This is a genomic window from Marinomonas sp. PE14-40, from assembly GCF_051623805.1.
Taxonomy (GTDB): domain Bacteria; phylum Pseudomonadota; class Gammaproteobacteria; order Pseudomonadales; family Marinomonadaceae; genus Marinomonas.
On the sequence record NZ_CP130700.1, the window covers coordinates 3,678,057 to 3,701,106 of the forward strand.

At 42.6% G+C, this 23,050-nt stretch carries 19 protein-coding genes; 9 read left to right on the plus strand and 10 right to left on the minus strand.

The features are described from left to right. Window positions 1-74 precede the first annotated feature (74 nt). Complete coding sequence (gene uvrA, locus Q0A08_RS17080; protein WP_438462688.1) at window positions 75-2,903, minus strand: excinuclease ABC subunit UvrA; 2,829 nt, start codon at window positions 2,901-2,903, stop codon at window positions 75-77. 225 nt (window positions 2,904-3,128) lie between these two features. On the opposite strand from uvrA, the gene Q0A08_RS17085 reads away from it, so the two are divergent. Next, entirely contained in the window at window positions 3,129-4,487 is a 1,359-nt protein-coding gene (locus Q0A08_RS17085) for an MFS transporter (RefSeq protein WP_438462689.1), read from the plus strand. Window positions 4,488-4,607: 120 nt separating this feature from the next. After that, window positions 4,608-5,384, plus strand: a complete 777-nt coding sequence (gene ssb, locus Q0A08_RS17090; RefSeq protein WP_046019609.1) for a single-stranded DNA-binding protein — start codon at window positions 4,608-4,610, stop codon at window positions 5,382-5,384. Window positions 5,385-5,535: 151 nt separating this feature from the next. On the opposite strand, the gene Q0A08_RS17095 is transcribed toward ssb, so the two are convergent. Genes Q0A08_RS17095 through Q0A08_RS17120 form a run of 6 tightly spaced genes read right to left on the minus strand, consistent with a single transcriptional unit; the run spans window position 5,536 to window position 11,914 of the window. After that, entirely contained in the window at window positions 5,536-6,000 is a 465-nt protein-coding gene (locus Q0A08_RS17095) for a YiiD C-terminal domain-containing protein (RefSeq protein ID WP_438462690.1), read from the minus strand. Between the two features lie 56 nt (window positions 6,001-6,056). Then, complete coding sequence (locus Q0A08_RS17100) at window positions 6,057-6,716, minus strand: GntR family transcriptional regulator (protein ID WP_438462691.1); 660 nt, start codon at window positions 6,714-6,716, stop codon at window positions 6,057-6,059. Next, complete coding sequence (locus tag Q0A08_RS17105; RefSeq protein ID WP_438462692.1) at window positions 6,701-7,840, minus strand: mandelate racemase/muconate lactonizing enzyme family protein; 1,140 nt, start codon at window positions 7,838-7,840, stop codon at window positions 6,701-6,703. Before Q0A08_RS17105 ends, Q0A08_RS17100 begins: the two co-directional genes overlap by 16 nt. Before the next feature lie 9 nt (window positions 7,841-7,849). Then, window positions 7,850-8,974: a mandelate racemase/muconate lactonizing enzyme family protein gene (locus Q0A08_RS17110; protein WP_438462693.1), complete on the minus strand. Its 1,125-nt coding sequence runs from the start codon at window positions 8,972-8,974 to the stop codon at window positions 7,850-7,852. A gap of 1 nt (window position 8,975) precedes the next feature. Continuing rightward, window positions 8,976-10,529, minus strand: coding sequence for a BCCT family transporter (locus Q0A08_RS17115; RefSeq protein WP_438462694.1), 1,554 nt, complete (start codon window positions 10,527-10,529; stop codon window positions 8,976-8,978). Between the two features lie 56 nt (window positions 10,530-10,585). Further along, window positions 10,586-11,914, minus strand: a complete 1,329-nt coding sequence (locus tag Q0A08_RS17120) for an FAD-dependent oxidoreductase (protein WP_438462695.1) — start codon at window positions 11,912-11,914, stop codon at window positions 10,586-10,588. 290 nt (window positions 11,915-12,204) lie between these two features. On the opposite strand from Q0A08_RS17120, the gene smrA reads away from it, so the two are divergent. The 4 genes from smrA to Q0A08_RS17140 all read left to right on the plus strand — a co-directional run bounded on the left by smrA (window position 12,205) and on the right by Q0A08_RS17140 (window position 17,842). Next, window positions 12,205-12,777 carry a DNA endonuclease SmrA gene (smrA, locus tag Q0A08_RS17125; RefSeq protein ID WP_438462696.1) on the plus strand — a complete coding sequence of 191 codons (573 nt, stop codon included), beginning with the start codon at window positions 12,205-12,207 and terminating at the stop codon, window positions 12,775-12,777. A 218-nt stretch (window positions 12,778-12,995) separates the two neighbouring features. Continuing rightward, entirely contained in the window at window positions 12,996-15,914 is a 2,919-nt protein-coding gene (locus tag Q0A08_RS17130; RefSeq protein ID WP_438462697.1) for an insulinase family protein, read from the plus strand. A 27-nt stretch (window positions 15,915-15,941) separates the two neighbouring features. After that, the gene (locus Q0A08_RS17135) at window positions 15,942-17,042 is read left to right on the plus strand and encodes a 1-acyl-sn-glycerol-3-phosphate acyltransferase (RefSeq protein WP_438462698.1); all 1,101 of its coding nucleotides are present in this window, start codon (window positions 15,942-15,944) and stop codon (window positions 17,040-17,042) included. Between the two features lie 62 nt (window positions 17,043-17,104). After that, complete coding sequence (locus tag Q0A08_RS17140; protein ID WP_438462699.1) at window positions 17,105-17,842, plus strand: lysophospholipid acyltransferase family protein; 738 nt, start codon at window positions 17,105-17,107, stop codon at window positions 17,840-17,842. A 172-nt stretch (window positions 17,843-18,014) separates the two neighbouring features. Here the strand turns inward: Q0A08_RS17140 and fabB are convergent, their stop codons facing one another. Continuing rightward, the gene (gene fabB, locus Q0A08_RS17145) at window positions 18,015-19,232 is read right to left on the minus strand and encodes a beta-ketoacyl-ACP synthase I (protein WP_438462700.1); all 1,218 of its coding nucleotides are present in this window, start codon (window positions 19,230-19,232) and stop codon (window positions 18,015-18,017) included. A 26-nt stretch (window positions 19,233-19,258) separates the two neighbouring features. Next, complete coding sequence (gene fabA, locus Q0A08_RS17150; protein WP_438462701.1) at window positions 19,259-19,774, minus strand: 3-hydroxyacyl-[acyl-carrier-protein] dehydratase FabA; 516 nt, start codon at window positions 19,772-19,774, stop codon at window positions 19,259-19,261. 350 nt (window positions 19,775-20,124) lie between these two features. Between fabA and Q0A08_RS17155 the strand changes: the two genes are divergently transcribed. Further along, window positions 20,125-21,066: an alpha/beta fold hydrolase gene (locus Q0A08_RS17155; RefSeq protein ID WP_438462702.1), complete on the plus strand. Its 942-nt coding sequence runs from the start codon at window positions 20,125-20,127 to the stop codon at window positions 21,064-21,066. Between the two features lie 77 nt (window positions 21,067-21,143). Here the strand turns inward: Q0A08_RS17155 and Q0A08_RS17160 are convergent, their stop codons facing one another. Further along, the gene (locus tag Q0A08_RS17160) at window positions 21,144-22,127 is read right to left on the minus strand and encodes a polyprenyl synthetase family protein (protein WP_438462703.1); all 984 of its coding nucleotides are present in this window, start codon (window positions 22,125-22,127) and stop codon (window positions 21,144-21,146) included. Window positions 22,128-22,445: 318 nt separating this feature from the next. On the opposite strand from Q0A08_RS17160, the gene rplU reads away from it, so the two are divergent. Both rplU and rpmA read left to right on the plus strand, forming a co-directional pair. Beyond that, window positions 22,446-22,754: a 50S ribosomal protein L21 gene (gene rplU / locus Q0A08_RS17165; protein WP_046019596.1), complete on the plus strand. Its 309-nt coding sequence runs from the start codon at window positions 22,446-22,448 to the stop codon at window positions 22,752-22,754. A 32-nt stretch (window positions 22,755-22,786) separates the two neighbouring features. Beyond that, complete coding sequence (gene rpmA / locus Q0A08_RS17170; RefSeq protein ID WP_009836263.1) at window positions 22,787-23,044, plus strand: 50S ribosomal protein L27; 258 nt, start codon at window positions 22,787-22,789, stop codon at window positions 23,042-23,044. Window positions 23,045-23,050 lie beyond the last annotated feature (6 nt).

Sequence of the window (23,050 nt, forward strand, 5' to 3'; positions counted from 1 at the left end):
CACTTTTTGTGTATGTTCTTTTCTTAAGGCATAAAAAAACCTCCCGAAGGAGGCCTTTTAATTGCCTAGATTCTTTAGTCCATCTTTAACAAAGGTTTCAAGAATCTAGCGGTATGAGATTTTTTCTCCATAGCAACCGCTTCTGGTGTTCCTTCTGCAATGATATAACCACCACCGCTACCGCCTTCTGGGCCGAGATCAACAATCCAATCTGCCGTTTTAATCACATCTAAGTTATGCTCGATAACCACTATGGTATTGCCGTGGTCACGCAGCCTATGCAGAACCTTCAATAGCTGTTTGATATCTTCAAAGTGCAAGCCTGTTGTTGGCTCATCTAAGATGTATAAGGTCTTACCTGTATCTCGCTTAGAAAGCTCTTTAGAAAGCTTAACCCTCTGAGCTTCACCACCAGAAAGCGTGGTTGCCGCTTGTCCTAGGCGAATATAACCTAGCCCCACATCGATCAGTGTCTGAAGTTTACGAGCAATCGATGGAATAGCGTCAAAGAAGCCTCTCGCATCTTCTACTGTCATTTCTAGACATTCATGAATGTTCTTATCCTTGTATTTAATCTCTAAGGTTTCACGGTTATAGCGTTTACCCTTACAGACATCACAAGGCACATAAACATCTGGCAAGAAGTGCATCTCTACTTTAATAACACCATCACCTTGGCAAGCTTCACAACGGCCGCCTTTCACATTGAAACTAAAGCGACCTGGCTTATAGCCTCGTGACCTTGCTTCTTGCGTGGCTGAGAATAGTTCTCGCATTGGCGTAAAGATGCCAGTGTAAGTCGCAGGATTTGATCTTGGTGTTCTACCAATAGGACTCTGGTCTATATCCACACACTTATCAAATAGGTCTAAACCTTTCACTTCTCCATAAGGAGAGGCTTTAAGTGTTGTTGCACCGTTTAACGCTGTTGCCGCTAATGGATATAGGGTGCTGTTGATTAGAGTTGACTTGCCCGATCCAGAAACACCTGTTACACAGGTCATGACGCCTGCTGGTATCCTGAGGTTAACATTTCTCAAGTTGTTACCGCTGGCTTCTGTTAGTTCAAGGTACTCATTGTTTTTTGCGGGAAGACGAATAGCAGGAAGATCTATTCCTAAAGTACCATTTAGATACTTACCTGTAATAGAGTTCTCATTGTCCATGATATCTTGTGGTGTACCGTGCGCGATGACTTGTCCACCATGAACACCCGCACCTGGACCGATATCAACCACAAAGTCAGCGACTCTAATCGCATCTTCGTCGTGTTCAACCACTATCACAGTATTACCTAAATCTCTTAAGCGAGTTAAGGTGGCAATAAGGCGTTCATTGTCCCTTTGGTGTAATCCAATGGAGGGTTCGTCTAAGATGTACATGACACCAACAAGTCCCGCACCGATTTGGCTTGCTAGTCGTATTCTTTGCGCTTCACCCCCAGACAGAGAGTCCGCTTTACGGTCTAGAGTAAGGTAATCCAAACCGACGTTAACCAAGAAGGTAAGCCTGTCACGTATTTCTTTTAAAATCTTACTCGCGATTTCGCCTTTTGCGCCGGCAAGCTGCAAGTTCTCAAAATACTCTAAGCAAGCTGCCACAGGCATAACCGTAATTTCTGGGAGGGTCTGCTCTTCAATAAAGACATTACGTGCTGCCTTATTAAGGCGAGTACCCTTACAATCAGGGCAAGCCTGTACACTGATATATTGAGTTAGATCTTGTCGAACACTGTCTGATTCAGTTTCGTGATAACGGCGTTTTAGGTTTGGTAGAACCCCTTCAAAAGGATGTGAGCGGCTGATCTTATCGCCTCTGTCATTAATGTATGTAAATGACATCTCCTCTTTACCCGAGCCTTGTAAAATCAGTTTCTTAAACTTGTCTGGAATGTCTTTATAAGCAAGCTCAATATCAAAACCATAATGATCTGCTAAGGCGTTAAGTTGCTGGAAGTAGAAGATACTTCTTCGGCCCCAGCCACGGATAGCCCCTTCAGCTAATGTCAGAGAGTCATCGACTATGATGAGCTCAGGGTCAAACAACTGGTGAGTTCCTAAACCATCACAAGTACCGCAGGCGCCATTAGGGTTATTGAAAGAAAAGAGCCTTGGTTCAAGCTCAGTTAAACTATATCCACAAACTGGGCAGGCGAATTTGCTAGAAAAGATATGCACATCTTTTTCGTCATCCATGTTCACTGCCATAGCGATACCATCGGATAAAGCTAAGCATGTCTCAAAAGATTCCGCTAAACGCAGCTGTAGATCTGGACGCACTTTAAATCTATCAATGACAACTTCGATCGTGTGTTTCTTGTTCTTTTCTAGGGCAGGAGCATCGTCTAGATCTACCACTAGGCCATCAATACGGGCACGAATAAAGCCTTTTGATAGTAAATCACTAATAGTGTGTAAGTGCTCACCTTTTCTATCTTTTACAATCGGTGCTAACAGCATCATCTTGCTGTCTTCTGGAAGTGAGATAACCTTATCAACCATCTGAGAAATGGTTTGAGCTTCTAATGGCTCACCATGTTCAGGACAGCGCGGTTGGCCTGCACGAGCAAATAATAAGCGAAGATAGTCATAGATCTCAGTAATGGTACCCACAGTGGAGCGAGGGTTATGAGAGGTGGACTTTTGCTCAATAGAAATGGCTGGGGACAACCCTTCGATATGATCAATATCGGGTTTCTCCATCATAGAGAGGAATTGCCTCGCATAAGTTGATAAAGACTCTACATAGCGACGCTGCCCTTCAGCATATAAAGTATCAAATGCCAGAGATGATTTACCTGAACCAGATAAGCCGGTAATCACAACGAGTTTGTCGCGAGGAATATCTAAATCAATATTTTTGAGATTATGAGTACGTGCCCCACGTATAGTAATGGTATCCATTAATCTTGTGCCTATTATGCTCAAAAGTGCGAATGTTAGAGAGATGGGTGAGGCTAAAAACAGAGCTTGCGCATCACACAGGTCGTAAAAGAGTGAATATTATCAACTAATCTACTACTCATCTTAAATTACTGTCTATTTTTACAGTAGTTCAAATGGAGCTTCAACGGTATTTTTTGTAAAATTGCCAACCTTTGTCATTAATTTTGTTTGGTCTCCCTATTTATGGATGCACTTGAGCGTCGATCTGTCCTGGCTCTGGCCAGCGTATACCTGTTTAGAATGCTGGGCTTGTTTCTTATTATGCCCATTATCAGCATTGCTGCGGACGACTTAAGCGGCGCTAATGCCGCACTAATAGGTGCCGCGATTGGGGTATATGGATTAACTCAAGCCTTGTTACAGATTCCTATGGGGATGATGTCAGACAAAATAGGGCGAAAGCCTATTATCTTAATCGGTCTCACGATTTTTGCTTTAGGTAGTTTAATCTGTGCCAATGCCGATAGCATGACCAGTCTCATTGTCGGGCGAGCAATTCAAGGTGCTGGAGCGATTGCTAGCACGCTAATGGCGTTATTAAGTGATGTCACCCGTGAACAAAACCGTACTAAGGCTATGGCAACTGTCGGTATTAGTATTGGTGTTTCTTTTATGTTGTCACTGGTAATGGGCCCTTGGCTATTCTCCATGATAGGTTTGGCTGGTTTGTTTTATTTGTCTTTGGCTTTCTCTGTGATTGGCATGGGGTTAATCCTGTTCGCTGTCCCTAATGTAAAACAACATACCTTTAAGCGAGATACGACACCCTCATTGCAAGCACTCACGCAAGTCTTTGCTAATAAGCCTCTACGCTTTATGAATATGAGTATCTTTATACTACATGCCAGCCTAACGGCTCTCTTTGTGAGTATCCCTAGCTTGTTGCTAACTAAGTTTGATTTAGCACTAGCAGATCACAGCTGGTTGTATCTTGTCGTCATGGGGCTAGCCTTTGTTGGTATGTTGCCTATGGTGATAGTGGCCGAAGCGAAAGGTAAAATGAAGCAGGTGGTTAGTTATGCCATTCTTATGTTGGCATTTGGTACCTTATTGATGGGCTTTAGCTCTTCTGTTAGTTTGTTTGCTATTACCCTTTGGCTCTATTTTGTTGGTTTTAATACCTTAGAAGCCACCTTGCCTTCTTTAGTCAGTAAAGTTTCCCCTGTGGGCTTTCGAGGCACAGCCATGGGCATTTTCTCAACTCACCAATTTTTAGGGGCTTTTGTTGGCGGTATTGGTGGCGGCTGGATATTGCAAAACTATTCTAGCCAAACACTCTTTATTACTGTGGCTGCGATTATGTTTGTTTGGACCTTCCTTGCGACGAGACAAGCACCAACACGTCACCTAACCAGCCTTGCATTTAGCTTACAGCATCTAGACCTTGCTCAAATAGATAAGCTCGCCAATGACTTATCTGATGTGGATGGGGTAGAAGATATGCAAATCTTTAGCGACGAAAAAACCGCTTATCTCAAGGTTGATAAAAAACTCTTAGATAAAGATAAATTACTGCAGCTAGCACCCACTGTTTCAGTGTAAACTAGGGCACATAATTGGCCTTGGCCGAAAACGAATTTAGAAAAAACGAATTTGGCGTCCATTTGCTTCAAACAGCAAGTGCATAAAACGCTAAACGAATAGGAAAACTTGGAGAACGTCATGGCACGTGGAATAAATAAAGTCATCTTGATCGGTAATGCGGGCAATGATGCAGAAGTACGTTATATGCCTTCTGGTGGCGCGGTTGCAAATGTCAGCCTAGCGACAACAGAAAGCTGGAGAGACAAGACAACAGGTCAAATGCAAGAGCGTACTGAGTGGCACCGTGTTTCTTTTATGGACCGTGGTAACTTCCGCCTAGGTCAAATTGCCGGTGACTACATCAAGAAAGGTTCTAAAGTGTATGTTGAAGGTTCTCTTCGTACACGTGAGTGGGAAAAAGACGGCATTAAACGTTACACCACAGAAATCATTGCTAACGAAATGCAATTGCTAGATGGTCGTGGCGATCAAGCTGGCCAAGGTGGTTTTGACAACAATGCACAAAACGGTGGTTTTGGTGGTCAACAGCAGCAAGCGCCAGCAATGAACAATATGGGGAACCAAGGTGGCTTCCAGCAAGCACCTCAGCAACAAGCGCCTCAACAAAATAATGGTTTCCAACAGCGTGCACCGCAACAACAAGCACCGCAGCAAAACCAACAGCCTCAAAATAATGGTTTCCAACAGCAAGCGCCGCAGCAACAACAAGCTCAGCCGCAATCTTTTGGTAGCTGGGGCCAGCAACCACAACAAGCGGCTCCACAGCAAAATCAACAGCAAGCTGCGCCTCAACAGCGTGCGCCACAGCAACAGGCTCAACAACGCCCAGCTGCGCCAGCACCTAAGCCAGCGGCTCCAAGCTTTGATGATTTTGATGATGACATCCCTTTCTAGAGAGTTTTTCTAGAAAGTCATTCTAAGGAATGTGTTATCTGAATTTAGATTTGAAGAAGCCTCGCTAAATTAGCGGGGCTTTTTTGTACCTGGGTATTTAGTAAGCAGGTTGACGTATTTCGAATGCTTAAAGGGGATAAGTAGAGTCCAGCTAATCAGGTTTTCGCTCTACAGCCACGTAAGCCCCTTTCAGTGTCATGGCAACTTGATCACCTTGTTTGACCTCGATTTCTAGATTGAGGCGGCCACGGCCTTTGTTATCGAGGTAGGACATAAAGGTTGTTAACTCTGTTTCGTTTGGCAGGCAAGTCTCGGCATAAAAATCATCTGTGATAGGGGCGAGGTAGTTGATCTGGCTATCTCGGATCATGACGTCACAATCTCGACCTTGTTCACGTAAGTAGAGAGTAACTAACCCCCAACCACATAGAGTGGCCACGGTAGAAAGTGAGCCACCAAAGCCGGTGCCTTTATCATTCACATTAGGTGCTAATGCAGCTGGCATTTGAAGTGACTGACCATCATAAACAAGATCACCAAAGCCCATATGATTAATAAGAGGGATTTGCCCTTTTAGCCAGATGAGAAACTCGTCGGCGGTTTGCTGTTGGGTCATATTCTTCTCCGTGAATTATCTTGGTGAGATTGAGTCTGTAGGCTAAGTTCTATCAATTAATGAGTGGACTTGAAGGCTTCTAACTGCGCTTTGGTAAAGTCCTGTAGGTAGCTAATTAATTCCGCCGATGCATTTAAGGCCGTGTCTTTATCAGAGATAAGCAAGGCGTTCATCTGCCTGATGTAAAGGTCAGTACAGTAGGCTTGGTCTTTGGCTGTGGCGTAGTAGCACCAAAAGCGTCTTGAGAGTGCTTGGGTGGTTTTGATCGAGGCTAGAATAAATTCATTTTTAGAGGATTGGGCCAAGATATGATGCATTTGACGTAAGACATCCATAAAGCTATTTCTGTCTTCGGCATCAAGCTGGCTTAGGGTCACGATGACTTTTTCAACTTCTCTTTTGTCAGCTTCGTTCATTCTATCTATGGCTTTATCAATACATAGACTTTCAATTAGAGATCTTGGCTCCAGCAGTTTGAGCATAGTCATAGGATTAAGCTCAGGAATCACCACGCCTGCGCGGGATAAGCGCACTAGGTTTTCATTGGCTAGTTTCATCAAGGCTTCACGCACTGGTGTGCGACCTAAGTTGAGAAACTCACTGATTTCGGTTTCTGTCATGACAGAACCCGGTTCAATAAGGCAATCAACAATTGCTTCTTCTAGCTTTTCAGCGGCAACTTCTGCTTTCGTTTTTTTCTCTAACGGATTGTGCATGATCGAATAATATCCCAGTTCAGCTTAATGCCAAGGCCATCTTGTTCTGCCTCTATTGTAACCATGCCATCCTGATCAATGCTATAAGGATTTTCGATGAGGCGTTGGCGTAATAGGGATGGGCTGGTGGAATATTCAAGTGCTTCCTGTTTTATTTGGGTCGACAAAAAGTGGCTATTCACTGCAATTGTAATGTCAGTATTATAGGCATGTGGCACTATGCGTTTGTTATGTTTACTAATTAAGTCTCTTAGCTTGATAACTTCACTGACTCCACCAAATAGGGTGATATCCGGTTGTGCAATATCAAATGCTTCTTCATTTAAGTAGGGTAGAAATTCTTTACAGGTTGTCATGCCCAAATCGCCTACGCCTATCGGAATATGAGTAAGCTGTTTTAAGGCAATATGATCTTCAAGATTTTCTAAATTAAATGGTGCTTCTATCCATTTAAAATCCAAAGCCTCTAAGGTGCTAAGAAAGGGTTTTAATTGTGCTAGCGAATCGAATTCTAGTGCCACATCCAGCATTAACTCTATATTTCGGCCAACTAGATGCCTTAGATAATTTAGGTTGGATAGGGTTTTATCAAAGTCACTCCACCAAGGCTCAACACAAATTTTAATGCGTTTCATACCGCTTTCTAACAAGGGCATGATTTGAGCTTTGATGCCGTCTTCGGTATCCGCTAAAGGGTAAATGGTGGCGTAAGCAGGTAACTTTGTATGTTTAAGTTCGCCAAAGTAATGATGTAAAGGTGCTTTATTTATCTGGGAAAATAGATCCCAAATAGCAATATCAAGTGCACTGATGGCGTGAATGACCGCGCCGTTACGACCATGCCAATAACTCCCTTGATACATTTTTTGCCAAAGACGTTTAGGGTCATCTAAGGTTTCACCAATTAACAATGAGGCTAGGCCTTGAGATAAATGGTTATAACTCGGTGCTTCAATGAGTGCTTTAATCATTTGTGGTGGTGAGTCACTCTCACCTATGCCGTACATGCCATTATCTGCGGTAACAACAACCACAACATTTTGGTAACTACCCTCAAAGCGAACAAAGTCCGCTTGAGGGTCCTGTAGACAAAAAACGTCAATTTTCTCGATACGATTTAGCATGGGTTTAACCTAGAGCTCGAATACTTTGGATTGATAGATAAAAGGCTCAATTTGCTCCCAATCTAACTCAACCCCTAAGCCTGCTGCTGTTGGGGCTTGAATGTAGCCGTCTGCATCAGGTCTAAATACCTGCTTAGCCCCAAATTCGTATTTCTCATAGGGCGCTGCTTGTTCAAAATAATGGCAGTTATCATGGGCTAGCATAATATGAAGGTTAGCGGCTTGGGTAAGGGTGTAACCCCATGACTGTACTTCAGCAAGTCGGTTTTGCGCTTTGGTAAATTGCATCACTTTATTGGCACTAGTAAAACCGCCAATACTGGTGACATCGAAACGGCTTCTGTCCCAGCAACCTTGTTTCAAACCATACTCAATCAGTGAAGGGTGAGGGAGGCTATTACCGCCGCTGATAACATCCAAATTAAGGCGTGAAACCAACATCTGGTAACCTGTAAAGTCTGAATCAGGCAGGGGTTCTTCGAAGAACTCCCACTCATATTCATCAAGCAGTTGCCCCATTTTAATGGCTTCTTCTAGGCTGTAATTGGCATCAACATCAAGGCTCCAACCAATTTGCCTACTGCCAAACTCAGCTTGTAGGGCTTCTACTAGTGCTCTATCTGTTTGGTAGACACAAGGCGGATGTATCTTAATTGCGTTAAAACCTTGCTCTAGCATTTCATTGCAATAATTTAAGTAAGCTTCAATGGTGTCAAATACAGGGCTTGATGCATAAGCGCGAATTTTTTCTTGCTCCGCCCCTAGCATCTTGTAGATAGGCAAACCTAACGATTTGGCTTTTGCATCATGTAATGCAATATCAAATAAGGAGCTGGAAATATGCTTGAGTGGTACATACTTAGCTTGCATATCTTGATGGATTTCAGGAATTTCATCTAGATGACGACCCAGAATAAAAGGTGACATCAAGGACGCACTATGAAATGCGGTTTGGTCGAACTCATGCTCAGTGTAAGTCGTAAGACCAGCAATACCTTCTAGACCATTATCAAACGTAAGGCGGGTTAGTATCATTGCTTCACTCATAGGCCCAAGGAAAGAAGACCAGCTGATCTTCTTTCCATTCGGGCCTACTGCGAAAAGCTCAACTTTTTTCACAATAGGCACAGACATATTAAGCATTATCCTCTTTGATGTATTTGCTGGTGGTGATCATCATAAGTACTAAGATCACCATGACAGGTAGGCCGACAAGAACAGATGCTGTTTGCATACTTTTTAGTCCGCCAAGGAACATTAAAGTAAGTGGAAGAATTGCAATGGCGAAACACCAAAATAGTCGATTAGAGCGTTCTGGTTCTTGACCTTCGCCTAACTCTTTTGTTGTTGCACATGCCATCACGTAAGCAGCTGAGTCAAAGGTTGTCGCAAGTAGTACTATGCCAGAAGCCGCTAGAGCAATAAGGACTAAGCCACTCGCTGGTAAGGTTTTAAAGAGTTCAATAATGGCAACAGCAACGCCTTTTGTATTGACCAATTCAGACATAGGTAATATGCCTTCCATTTGTAGGTTAATACCATATCCACCTAGTACTATGTAGAAAATAGCACAACCAGCCGAACCGTAAACTAGCATGCCAAAGATAACTTCACGGATAGTACGGCCACGAGAAATGCGGGTGACAAACATCCCCATAAATGGCGCGTAGGCAACCCACCAAGCCCAATAGAAAACAGTCCAAGCTTGAGGGAAACCGCTTTTCTCTACGCTATCAGTCCATGTACTCATCTTAATATAGTTTTCAACCATATATCCTAGAGAGTCCATGCCTAAACCTAGGATGAATTTTGTCGGACCGACAACAAAGACATAAGCAACAATGGCAAGTGTTAATAATGTTGAGAAGGTGCTGAGGCGTTTAATACCTTGAGAAAGCCCAAGACCGCTACTAACAGAGAAAATTGCGGTACAGATAAGGATGACAGACATATCCATATAAATGCCTGCATTCACACCTAATACTTCTGCTAGTGCATTACTTATCATAGGTGTTCCAAGGCCTAAAGATGTTGCTGCTGCACCTAGCACGCCAAAGATAAAAGTATAATTGATGATAGTGCCAAGTGGCCCGTCAACTAGACCGCCTAAAGCTCCACGACAAGACTCACTTACCTTATATATATGCTTTTGACGCACATAATAAATGTAAGAAATAGCGATGGTTGGCACACAATAAAGCGCCCATGCAGTCGGACCCCAATGGAAGATGCCGTAACCCTGTGCCACTGTGTACATTTCAGTCGTTTTAGCTTCGATCCCAAAAGGTGTCCAAGCATAGTGGTAACCCCACTCGGTGCCACCCCAAAGCAATAAACCAGATGCAATACCCGCTAGGAAAACCATGGCTCCCCATGCGCCTTTAGAAAACTCCGCCTCTGCATTTTTATCAGCACTTAGTTTGATATTGCCATGACGAGAGAAAGCTAGCGTTAATAAGAAGATAAGCGCGCCAAGACCGATACCAAGAAAGGCAAAATCAAAGCTATTTGTCATCCATTTAAAAAGCGCATTGATTGTCGTCTTTGCAGACTCAGGGAAAAGTATGATGGGTAATGCCATCGCCGCAATGATCATCAAGCTAATGACCTGCATTCTACGATCTGTTTCAACGCTCGCTGTTTGGTTTCGGGTGTTTGATGCCCCGAGGTTTTGTGAAGACACGCTCATATTTTATCCAACATATTGTTATTATTTAATGGTTACCCTGACTTGAATGAAAAGCTTTAAGCTTTCTGCATCAATTGGGCAATTCGGTTACCATCGATCGCTTGAAAATCAAGCGTTTCCTTAATCGATATATGTGCAGCTAGGGCTGCTGCTTTTCCATATTCAAAGCATTGAGCTGTGACACGACAGCTTGCTAGTGCTTCGTGTTCACTGCTTAAACAGCGACCCGCAACAATGAGGTTTTTGCCTTCTTTAGGCACTAAGGTATGAAAGGGAACTTCATAGTAGTCATTCACTAACCATTCAGTTCTTGGCTTGTCGCCATAATGCAGTTCAATCGGCCAAGCACTTTTAACCATGCCATCTGAGAATTTTGTTCCTGAGACAACATCGTTATTAGTTAAGGTCTTAACGCCATCGATTGAACGGGTTTGGCGAACACCAACTTCGGTGGCGTAATCAATAAAATAGCTGTTTTCACAGCCAGGCACGTTTTCCTTCATAAAATTGAAAAAAGCTTCAGCTTGATAAATTGAGAATTGCTCGGCTTCCGTATGGTCAACCGGATTCGTGACATCTAAAGCACGTTTATCAAAACCTGTAATTTTGGTCGCGTTAACGAGTAGCTCGCCTGGATTAACGGTAGGGAACAGCCAAACTTTTTTGCGTAATAGGTCATCTTCAGCTTCTAACATGCTAACGACTTTCGGCGGTGAAATGGTGTTTTCACCCCAATAGTTTAGGTAAGTTTCCATATCCACATTACCGACTTTAAACATCATAGTCGGATTCTGAATGATGCCGTTTTGGCCTTTACGAGTCTTCTGGCCTAGCTTGAATACTAGGTCGGCATCGCCACTGGCATCGATAAAGCGTTTTGCTGTAACAGAGGTAAAGCCAGACTTGGTGTGGAGGGCTAGGCCAGTGACCGCGTTTTCTGCAGCGATCACATCGACTACCTGAGTATGGTAAAGCACTGTGATATTGGGTTGGCGTAGCATGTCTGTTGCGACTTTTTTATATTTAGCGCAATCATGAGTCGCAACCCAGGTTTTTCCGTAAATTTGAGGTTCAGTTAAACCGCCTGCGGCATATAAGGCATCACAAAAGCGTCCAGCAAAACCAAATACAAGTTGCTCTGGTTTCGCCTGACTTGGGTTCTCAACGGATTTATATAAACCACAGACAGTGCCTGATAAGCCTGCGACAGCTGCGCCGCCGCAAAAGCCCAAGCGCTCTATGATAAGTACTTTAAGGTCTAGCTCAGCAGCAGTGACTGCTGATGCGATACCTGCGGGGCCTGCTCCAGTGACAACCACATCATAGTCACCAAAGCAGGGTAAGTCGGATTTATAGTCTGCCGGAAGGTTGAGGCAATAGCTCATAGTAAGTACCAATTTTATTTATATTTATAGAATATATTTAAAATATATTTTATCTCTTGCCGGTGTCAAGCGCTGTTTGATGACTTATTTAATTTTGCTTTCTTAATCAATCCGTTAGGTTTTAAAATAATTGGGTGAGCTTATGCATCGTGTAAATTTTAAAAAAGCGCTACAATTCCGCTTCTATCTGGCTTGTATACTTGTATATAAGCGTTTGAGAAGGCAGTGTTTAAAGCGGCAATGAACTGAAATTAAAGTTCATTGTTATCTTGGTAGTGGTTGAGGTTGTTGTGGAAGAAGATGATTTTTCATTGTTCGCGGAAGAAGTTGCGGGTATAAAAAAAATGCGAAAAGACGAAGTGTATCTTGGTAAAAAAGGGCCAAGTGTAGACTTTAGCGAGCGCAAAAAAGCAGCCATGATAGCGCCTGAAAAAGACAGCAATCACTTATCTGCTGATTATGTCGAAAAAGTGGATATAAATGATGTCCTTGCCTACAAAAAAGATGGCGTGCAAGAAGGGGTTTTTAAGCGTTTGCGTCAGGGTAAATATGGCATAGAGTCCCGTTTAGATTTACATAGAAGAACGGTGAATCAAGCGCGAGAGTTGGTGTATCAATTTGTTGGCGACTGCATGCGTAATGACATTCGAGTGGCTATTTTAGTTCACGGTAAGGGCGATCGCACCCCTGATAATCAGGCAACCATTAAGAGTTATATTAATAAGTGGCTTAAGGAAATGGATGATGTCATGGCGTTTCATACGGCCCAACAGTACCATGGTGGCTTAGGTGCGGTTTATATACTCTTTAAAAAAAGCGAAAAAGCTCGTCTTGAAGCTTGGGAGCAACACCAAAAGCGTTAATTCTTAACTTATCAGTGTCGTTATCTGGTAATTTCTCCTGTTATTTCACCTGTTTTATTCTAAGCCTGTCTTTGTTCGTGCAGTAAATACGACATTTTTGCTATAATCTTGGCAATTTGCTTAGACCACAAGAAGTTAACGGATTTAATTTTCATATAGATGGTGGCACTTACATTCATGCCAACCATATTTAGTCTTTTTCAATTCAGAGGTAGATAATGACAACACATACAGCGCATCACCCAGCGTTTACCCAAGTGCGTAAAGAGTTTATCGATGCATTAAATGTTGAAGTGATTGAATTTGAGCACAAGGTTACCGGTGCCAAGCATTTCCATATTGCCTCTGATAATGATGAAAACGTTTTTCTAGTAGGCCTGAAAACCGTACCAACAGATTCTCGTGGTGTGGCTCATATCCTAGAACATACCGCGCTTTGTGGTTCTGAACGTTTCCCTGTTCGTGACCCTTTCTTCATGATGATTCGTCGTTCATTAAATACCTTTATGAATGCGTTTACTTCATCTGATTGGACGGCATATCCTTTTGCCAGCAAAAACAAAAAAGACTTTAAAAACCTACTTGATGTTTATCTTGATGCTGTCTTCTTCTCACGTCTAGATAAACTGGACTTCTCTCAAGAAGGACACCGTCTTGAGTTTGCGGAAATGGAAAACCCTGAGTCTGACCTAACGTTTAAAGGTGTGGTGTTTAACGAAATGAAGGGTGCCATGAGCTCAACTAACTCAGTGCTTTGGCAAACTCTGACAAAATACCTTTTCCCAAATAATACTTATCACTTTAACTCTGGTGGTGAGCCAACTGATATTCCTGATCTGTCTTATGATGATCTGTTAAGTTTTTACCGTACTCACTATCATCCTACCAATGCTGTCTTTATGACGTTTGGTGACCTACCAGCCGCTGAATTACAAGCTGAATTCGAAGATAAGGTGCTATCTCGTTTTGAACGTTTAGATCAAAAAGTTAGCGTGGAGAATGCTAAACGCTACTTCTCACCGATTCGGGTTGAAGAAGGTTATGCCGCTGATGAAGCGAAGGAAGATGCTAGCCATGTGGTTGTAGGTTGGTTGCTGGGTGAAAGTACCGATTTAAGCCAACAGTATGAGGCTGAGCTTTTATCTAATGTCTTGCTAGATAACAGCGCTTCACCTTTGCGCCGTGCCTTAGAAAATACGGATCTAGGTAATGCGCCTTCTCCGCTTTGTGGTTTGGAAGATAGTAATAAAGAAATGAGCTTTATGTGTGGCCTTGAAGGTGTACGTAAAGAAGATAATGCTAAGGTTGAAAAACTAGTATTAGAGACACTTGAGCAAATAGCCGAAGAAGGTGTTGCTCAAGAGATGGTTGAAGCCATGTTACATCAATTAGAATTGCATCAGCGTGAAATTGGCGGAGACAGCTACCCTTATGGTTTGCAAATCATCTTGTCAGGTCTTTCGACCGCGGTACATGAAGGCGACGTTATTGCTCAGCTAGATGTAGAGCCTGTGATTCGTGAATTGCGTGAGCGTATACAAACTCCAGGTTATATTGGTCAATTAATCAAAGACCTATTGTTAAGCAATGCGCATAGGGTCACCCTGACGTTAAGCCCAGATACTGAATTAGAAGGGCGTCGTAATCAAGCTGAATTAGATCGTCTTGCTTTAATCAAAGCGTCTTTGAGTGAGCAGGATAAACAAGATGTGATTGATTTGAGCTTGGCGCTTCAAGCAAGGCAATCTCAAGAAGATGACATGAGCATCTTGCCAAAAGTCGGTTTAGAAGATGTGCCAGCCGAATTGCCAAGTTATGAAAGTAAAAAGATCTCAGCCAATATCCCTGTTACTTTTTATCCACAGGGTACAAATGGTCTTGTCTACGAACAATTGGTTATAGACCTACCAGAATTGACTGAGCAAGAACGAGACTTGTTGCCGCTCTTCTCTTATGCCCTGGCAGAACTCGGTTCTGGTGAACAAAATTACCTTGCTGTACAAGAAGCACAAGCACAAGTGTGTGGCGGCATTGGCGCTTCAAACTCTATTCGTCCTCTATTGGATGATAAGCAGCAAGTGGCAGCTTACTTTGTGCTATCAAGTAAAGCATTGGTTAATAAGTTTTCAGATATGAGTGATATCTTAAAACAAACTTTCTTAGCGCCTCGCTTTGATGAACTGCCTCGCTTACGCGAACTTGTTGCTCAGCGTCGTGCTCGCCGAGAACAATCTATTACGGGCCAAGGTCATTCTTTTGCCATGATGGCGGCTTCAAGTGGTGCTAGCGGTTTTAACATGCAGCAAGAAGCTTGGGGTGGTATGACTGGCATTCGTGCCTTAAAAGCGCTAGATGACTCATTGAATGATGAAGCAAATGTCCAAGCTATGATGGATGTATTTACTGCGATTCATGCAAAATTATTAGCGTCTTCAAAGCAGTTGCTGCTGGTGGCTGAAGCTCAGCATGAAACTGATTTGTTAACCTCTCTTCAAGCAAATTGGCAAGGTATTGATGCGGGAAAATGTGAGCAAAACTTCTCGTTACCTGCAGTAGACGAAAATCAAAAAGTTGCTTGGTTAACGGCTTCACAAGTTAATTTCTGCGCCAAATCTTTTGCGACTGTGTCAGGTATACATCCGCACATCGCTCCTCTTACTGTATTGGGTGGCTTCTTACGTAATGGCTTCTTACATAGAGTGATTCGTGAGCAAGGTGGTGCTTATGGTGGCGGTGCAAGTTTTGATCCTACTTCAGGTGCATTTAAATTCTATAGCTATAGAGACCCTCGTTTAGTTGAGACCCTGAATGACTTTGACGCTTCAATTGAGTGGTTGCTGAATGAAGAGCACTCTGACCTTGCGTTAGAAGAAGCTGTGCTAGGTGTGATTGGTTCTATGGATAAACCTGGCTCGCCAGCAGGTGAAGCCCAAGGTGATTATTTCTTAGCGCTGCATAAGCGTACCAAAGAGCAAAGAGAAGCCTTTAGGTCAGACATTCTGAAAGTTAGCATAGCGCAGCTAAAAGAAGTCGCGAAAACTTATTTGATAAAAGAAAACGAGAGTGTGGCTGTCATTAGCTCACCCAATAACAAGGATGTTTTACAAGAGTTAAATTTTGACATTCAAACTCTTTAATAAACATTTCAACTAGCGGAAAACTTAATGGATCAGTTTCAGGATATTCGCCCGTATAACGACGATGAAGTCGCTAAGGTACTGGCAAATTTAGTTAACACACAAGATTTTATCGATACGATTATAGGTTTTAGGTTTAAGCACTGGCCTGATATGTTTAAAGGGCCTTTGTCATTTTTTGTCAAACTTGCTCTTAAAAAGCAAATGGCAAAAATCCATAATGTCCATGACTTCCAATCCATTGTGAAGGGATACATGGACAGAATGATTAAAACAACCACGACTGAGGTTGAATATCGCGGCATTGAAAAGCTGGATAAAAACGTTGGTCATTTGTTTGTTTCTAATCACAGGGACATAGCGATGGACCCTGCATTTGTGAATTATGGCCTTTATCTAAATGGTCTAAGCACAGTGCGTATTGCGATTGGTGATAACTTGTTGCGTCGACCTTTTGTTTCTGACCTGATGCGTTTAAACAAAAGCTTCATCGTCAAGCGCTCAGCAAATGGTGTGCGTGAAATGATGGCGGCTTTTACTCAACTTTCTGGTTACATCAATCACTCGGTTGAAAGTGATTTGTGTAACTTATGGATAGCACAAAAAGAAGGGCGTGCTAAAGATGGTTTGGATAAAACAGATCCTGCCATCATTAAAATGTTTTACATGTGCAAAAAGAAAAAGATGAGCTTTGCCGAGGCAATGAAATCTTTAAATATTGTGCCTGTATCTATTTCTTATGAATATGATCCTTGCGGCCTGGATAAAGCGGGTGAGCTTCATGAGAAGGCAGAAACCGGTAATTATGAAAAGTCTGAATTCGAAGATATAGACAGTATTAAGAATGGTATTGTTGGAAAGAAGGGTAAGGTAGTGATTACCTTTGGTGATCAAATTACCGAAGACTTTGAAACTCCGGATGATTTAGTGGCTGAAATCGATCGTCAAATAATAGCAAACTATGAGATCCACTCTAGTAACAAGAGCGCGCTTGCTTTGCTAAATGGTGAATCGATAGACGATCAAGAATTTGAAGACTATATGGCAAATTGTCCGCCAGAATTAAAGCAAACTTTATTACAAATGTATGCAAACCCATTGATTCAAAAAAATCAGCTGGTAGATTAACCACCATTAATAATAGGTGCTGCTGAGTTAGGATCTGATTGCTGTAAGGAGTATTACAAAGAATGAGTTTAGGTGTATCCATTCGTTCGTGGGTTGGCTCGACGCTGTTTGGTATTAGCTATGTTGTCTCTACTGTGGTTGCTGGTGTTGTGGCTCCGCCCATTGCGCTGTGCTTCCCAGGTATACACAGACAAAAGGTCCTGAATGTTCACAATGCTATTTTGCTTTTCGCCTTTCGTATATTTTGTGGCGTGAAGGTGAATGTTCAAGGGCGTGAGAACTTGGTTAAAGGCCGTTCTTATGTGATTGTTGCAAATCATCAAAGTGAATGGGAAACCTATTTTCTTCAAGTGTTAGTGACCCCGCTCTCTACCGTGCTCAAAAAAGAGCTTTTGTCTGTACCATTTTTTGGTTGGGGACTGCGAATGGTTCAGCCTATTGCTATCGACCGTAGTCAAAAATCAAATGCCTTAAAACAAATCTTGAAACAAGGTAAAGAGCGTCTCTTAGGAGGTCGCTCTGTGCTTATCTTCCCTGAGGGGACCCGAGTTAAGGCTGGTGAAGAGAAAAGCTTTAATAAGGGCGCTGCCATGCTAGCAACGTCAGCTGGCAAACCTATCTTGCCTATAGTGCATAATGCGGGTGAGATTTGGCCGGGTAAGAAGTGGTTAAAACAGCCAGGTACTATCAATGTCATCATAGGTGAATCAATTGAAGTAGAAGGTAAAAAGACTGGCGATATGCATGAAGAGATGGAAGTCTGGATGCGAGAAAACATGGCTAAGGTAACGACAAAGTAAGTTTATTTAGCTATCGTCGTCAAGAAAAGAAAAAGGGAGTGAGCTTAGCGGTTCACTCCTTTTTTTATATCTGCTAATTATGCTGATCTAGAATTTTGGTTTGATAAAATTCGGGCAATAAAAAAGCCGCATAAGCGGCTTTTTTATTGCGTAGGTCAAGCCTACTACAGAATTAGTCTTCGTATTTCTTGAATACTAGGCTGGCATTTGTGCCACCAAAACCAAAGCTGTTTGACATGATTTGCTTAAGGTTAGCATTGTCGATGCGCTTAGTAACAACTGGAATGTCACCTGCTGCTTCGTCAAGCTCGTCAACGTTTGCTGACGCTACGATGAAATCATTTTCCATCATTAGTAAGCTGTAAATTGCTTCGTGTACACCAGCTGCACCTAGAGAGTGGCCAGATAGTGACTTAGTTGAACTGATTTTTGGAATGTCGCCACCAAAAGTTTCGTTCACAGCTTGAAGCTCTTTCATGTCGCCGGCAGGAGTACTTGTACCGTGAGTGTTGATGTAATCAATATCACCCTCAGTTGTGCTCATTGCCATTTGCATGCAACGTACAGCGCCTTCACCAGATGGAGCAACCATGTCGTAACCATCAGATGTTGCACCGTAACCTACTAGCTCGCCGTAGATTTTAGCACCACGAGCTTTAGCGTGTTCTAGTTCTTCAACAACCAGCATGCCGCCACCACCTGCGATAACGAAACCGTCACGGTTTGCATCGTAAGCACGAGACGCTTTTTCTGGTGTTTCATTGTATTTAGAAGATAACGCACCCATAGCATCAAACATGCAGGTTTGAGTCCAGCTTTCTTCTTCACCGCCGCCAGCAAAAACAACATCTTGTTTGCCTAGCTGAATAAGTTCCATAGCGTTACCAATACAGTGAGCACTAGTAGAACAAGCAGAAGTGATTGAGTAGTTAACACCTTTAATTTTAAATGGTGTTGCAAGGCAAGCAGATACGGTACTACCCATAGTTTGAGTAACACGGTAAGGGCCAACACGCTTAACGCCTTTATTGCGTAATGTGTCTGCTGAATCAACTAGGTTGCCAGCGGACGCACCACCAGAACCAGCAATCAAACCTGTACGAACATTAGATACTTGTTCTTCTGTTAGACCTGAGTCTGTGATTGCTTGCTGCATAGATACATAAGCATAAGTGGCAGCAGGGCCCATGAAACGACGTGTTTTACGGTCGATCATTTCATCAGAATCTAGGTCGATACGGCCACATACGTGACTGCGGAAGCCCATTTCTTTGTAATCATCCGCAAAACGAATGCCAGATTTGCCTTCAAGCAAAGAGTTTAGAACGCTCTCTTTGTCATTACCAAGACAGCTTACGATACCAAGACCAGTTACAACTACGCGACGCATAGGGTGTGCCTCTCTATTCTTAATCTTTAGAAATTGTCAGTTGAAGTAAATAAACCGACACGCAAATCAGTTGCTGTGTAAATCTCTCGACCATCAACACTAACACTTCCATCTGCGATTCCCATTACTAGTTTACGCTCAATAACACGTTTTAAAGTAATGCGGAAAGTGACTTTTTTTGCTGTAGGTAGGATTTGACCTGTGAATTTAACTTCACCAGAACCTAGAGCACGACCACGACCTTTATTGCCTTTCCATCCAAGGAAAAAGCCAACTAGCTGCCACATGGCATCAAGACCTAGACAACCAGGCATTACTGGATCACCTGGGAAGTGGCAATCGAAAAACCAAAGATCAGGATTGATGTCTAGCTCAGCAATGATTTCACCTTTACCAAACTCACCGCCATCGACGGATATGTTGGTGATTCTGTCGATCATTAACATGTTGCCAACAGGTAGTTGTGCATTACCTGCGCCGAACATTTCGCCATGGCCGCACTTTAAAAGTTCGTCTTTCTCAAACGATGAATGAGTAGTCATTATATTCCTATTGCTACGTTGAGCTGGTTGACCTAAGTGTCTACAAGCTTTTCAGTAGTTCAGTTATCAATTTTTAATCGGGCAAATTATATCGGTTAAGGGCGAAAATATGAATGTTTGAGTGCAAAAAAACCAATTTCCTTAAAAAAACATCTAATTAAAAAGTGGCTTTTGGTTTACTAGTGTCTATTTTGTGATCTTTATAGTGAGTATGTTTTATTTTGATATGACTTTTTTGTTAAAAATGTTTTATCTTACATTCGTTATTGTTATTTCACTTTGTGGTGTTTTTTTCATGAATAAACACTAAATCGTACTGGTTAGGCTTATTTTTGATGTTGGAGTTGAAGATGGAAAGTGCAAAATTAGCCAAAATCAGAGAGTGGCAAGCTGGGTTGGCGCAATGGGAGTATAAGTTAGAGGCGAACATGTCTCTGCGCGGTAAAACCTCGGTAGTCCACAATGATGAAGGCGATCATTTAGGTGGTGGAAATAACCCCATATTACACTTTTTGCATGGTAATGGTTTCGCTTCTTTAACTTATGCCGAATTACTTATGCCACTAGCCAATGAATATCCTATATTTACTCAAGATGCGTCTGGTCACGGCCTAAGTGATTCAGATAAACGTTTTATGGGTTGGAATAAAACGGCTGAAAGGTGTTTGCAAGCCGCGCAGCAGAACTTGCCTAAGGATCAACCAAAGATAGGTTTTGCCCATAGCTTTGGCGGATGTTTGACTATGTTGATGGCGGCACAATCGCCTTGCTATTTTGATCGTTTGATTATTCTTGATCCTGCTTTATTTCCGCCGAAAATGCTTTGGTTAATTAGAGGGATGCGTTTTTCAGGTTTGATGACGCAAGTCCCTATGGTTAAGCAAGCAAAAAGGCGCAAGGCAAGTTGGCCTAGTGTAGAGAGTGCACGTAAATATTTTACTGGCCGAGGCACCTTTAAAGGCTGGACTGATGATAGCTTATCTTGTTACTTAGATAACTCTTTGAAAACAGATGCCGCTGGATGCAGCCGTTTGATTTGCCCGCCTTGGATGGAGTCTGCGATTTTTGCTAGTTATCCTAAGCGTTTATGGAAGAGTCTGACAGAGTTGCAAGTGCCGACAACCATTGTTGCAGGTAAAGATACTCTGCCTTTTTTCAAACAGTCGTATGCGCATGCGGCAAAAGTGAATGGAAATATTAATTTGCTTGAGGTGGATGGCGGTCACTGCTTTATGCTGGAGCGGCCTGATGAAATTGCTGCGCTAGTGAAAACACTTATTGAGCAGGTTTGACACTTATTTTTGAGCGAGCATAAAAAAGAGCCAGTTTAAATGCTGGCTCTTTGGGTAATCACTTAATCGCAGGTTCCCTAGTTACGGCGATTAACCGATGCCTTGGCTAAGTCAATAAGCGCCGCTTTATAAGGTGAATCTTGTAAAGGGGCTAATGCATCAATAGCAAGTTGTGCTTGCTCTTGTGCTGCTTTCTCAGTGTATTCAATGGCACCACACGCTTGAACATCTGCAATGATAGCGTCTAATTGTTCTAGGCCACCTGTTTCAATTGCATTACGAACTCTATCTGCTGCGTCAGTTGGTGCTGTTCGCATGGTATAGATCAGAGGAAGCGTCGGTTTGCCTTCTGCAAGGTCATCACCCACATTCTTGCCCATCTCTTCTGCCGTGCTAGTGTAATCCATCACGTCATCAATAAGCTGAAAAGCGGTACCAACATAAGTGCCATAGTTGGCTAAAGCTTGTTGTTGCTCTTTATTGGCATCTGCCACTATCGCACCACACAAAGCAGCACCTTCAAACAATTTTGCTGTCTTATATTGGATAACTTTAAGGTAGTTCTCTTCTGATGTGCTTGGATCTCCGCAGTTTATTAACTGCTGGACTTCGCCTTCAGAAATGATGTTGGTTGTCTCGGCAAGGATTTGCATACACTGCATACTGCCAACTTCAACCATGATTTGAAATGCACGAGAATAAAGGAAGTCACCAACGAGTACGCTAGGTGCGTTGCCCCATTCTTCATTAGCCGTTTTTTTGCCACGGCGCATATCGGATTCATCGACAACATCATCGTGTAACAAGGTTGCAGTGTGGATAAACTCTATGATGGTTGCCATCTTGACCATATTGTCTTGATAGCTAGCGTCATCAGGTTTACCACAAGCACGAGCAGCCATTAGTACTAATAATGGGCGTAATCGTTTGCCACCATTGCTGATAATGTAATAACCAATTTGCTCGATGAGCGGAATTTCACTTTTTAACTGGGATAAAATGTGGTCATTAACAAGACTAAATTCGTTATTAACGACCGCATGTATAGAGTTGGACGACATTAAATTTTTTCCAAGCTGGCTATTTTCCTAGCGAGTTTTCGATCTGAAAACCGCAAGATTGCCACATGCTAGGTAAGGAGGGGGAAAGGGTCAACCCAAAACTCAAAATATGCGTGATAAATGTCTATATGTCTTGTTTTTACTGGTGTGATTTTGTACAATCCTGCGTCCGATTTATCCACATTTTGCTCCCTATCATATGGTGATTAAATTTTGGTGAGTTCTTGAGTCTCAATTCATGAGCTTTTTTGAAATTTAGGCCACTAGAAGTAGGTCAAATAAAATCCAGTAGCCGGATAAATCTAATTGGAGAAATACATGTTTGCAGTGATCAAAACCGGCGGTAAGCAATACCGTGTTCAAGAAGGCCAAGTCCTTAAGGTTGAAAAACTGGCAGTTGAAGCTGGTGGTAGCGTTGATTTCAACGAAGTACTACTAGTTAGCAATGGCGACGACGTTAAAGTTGGCGCACCAGTTGTTGAAGGCGTAAAAGTTGCAGCGGAAGTTGTTTCTCATGGCCGCGGTGACAAAGTTAAGATTCTTAAATTCCGTCGTCGTAAGCACTCTATGAAGCGTCAAGGTCACCGTCAGTGGTTTACTGAAGTTAAAATCACAGCGATTGGCTAATACGTCACAAATTCAAAATTAAGGGGTAGATTATGGCTCATAAAAAGGCGGGTGGTAGTACTCGTAACGGTCGCGACTCGGAGTCGAAACGATTAGGTGTTAAGCGTTTCGGTGGTCAAGTTGTGATCCCAGGTAACATTCTTGTTCGTCAGCGTGGTACTCAATTCCACCCTGGTGCAGGTGTTAAGATCGGTAAAGATCACACTTTATTCGCTGTGACTGAAGGTCAAGTGAAGTTCGAAGTGAAAGGTAAGTTTAAGCGTCGTACAGTTTCTGTAGTAGCAGCTTAATACTCG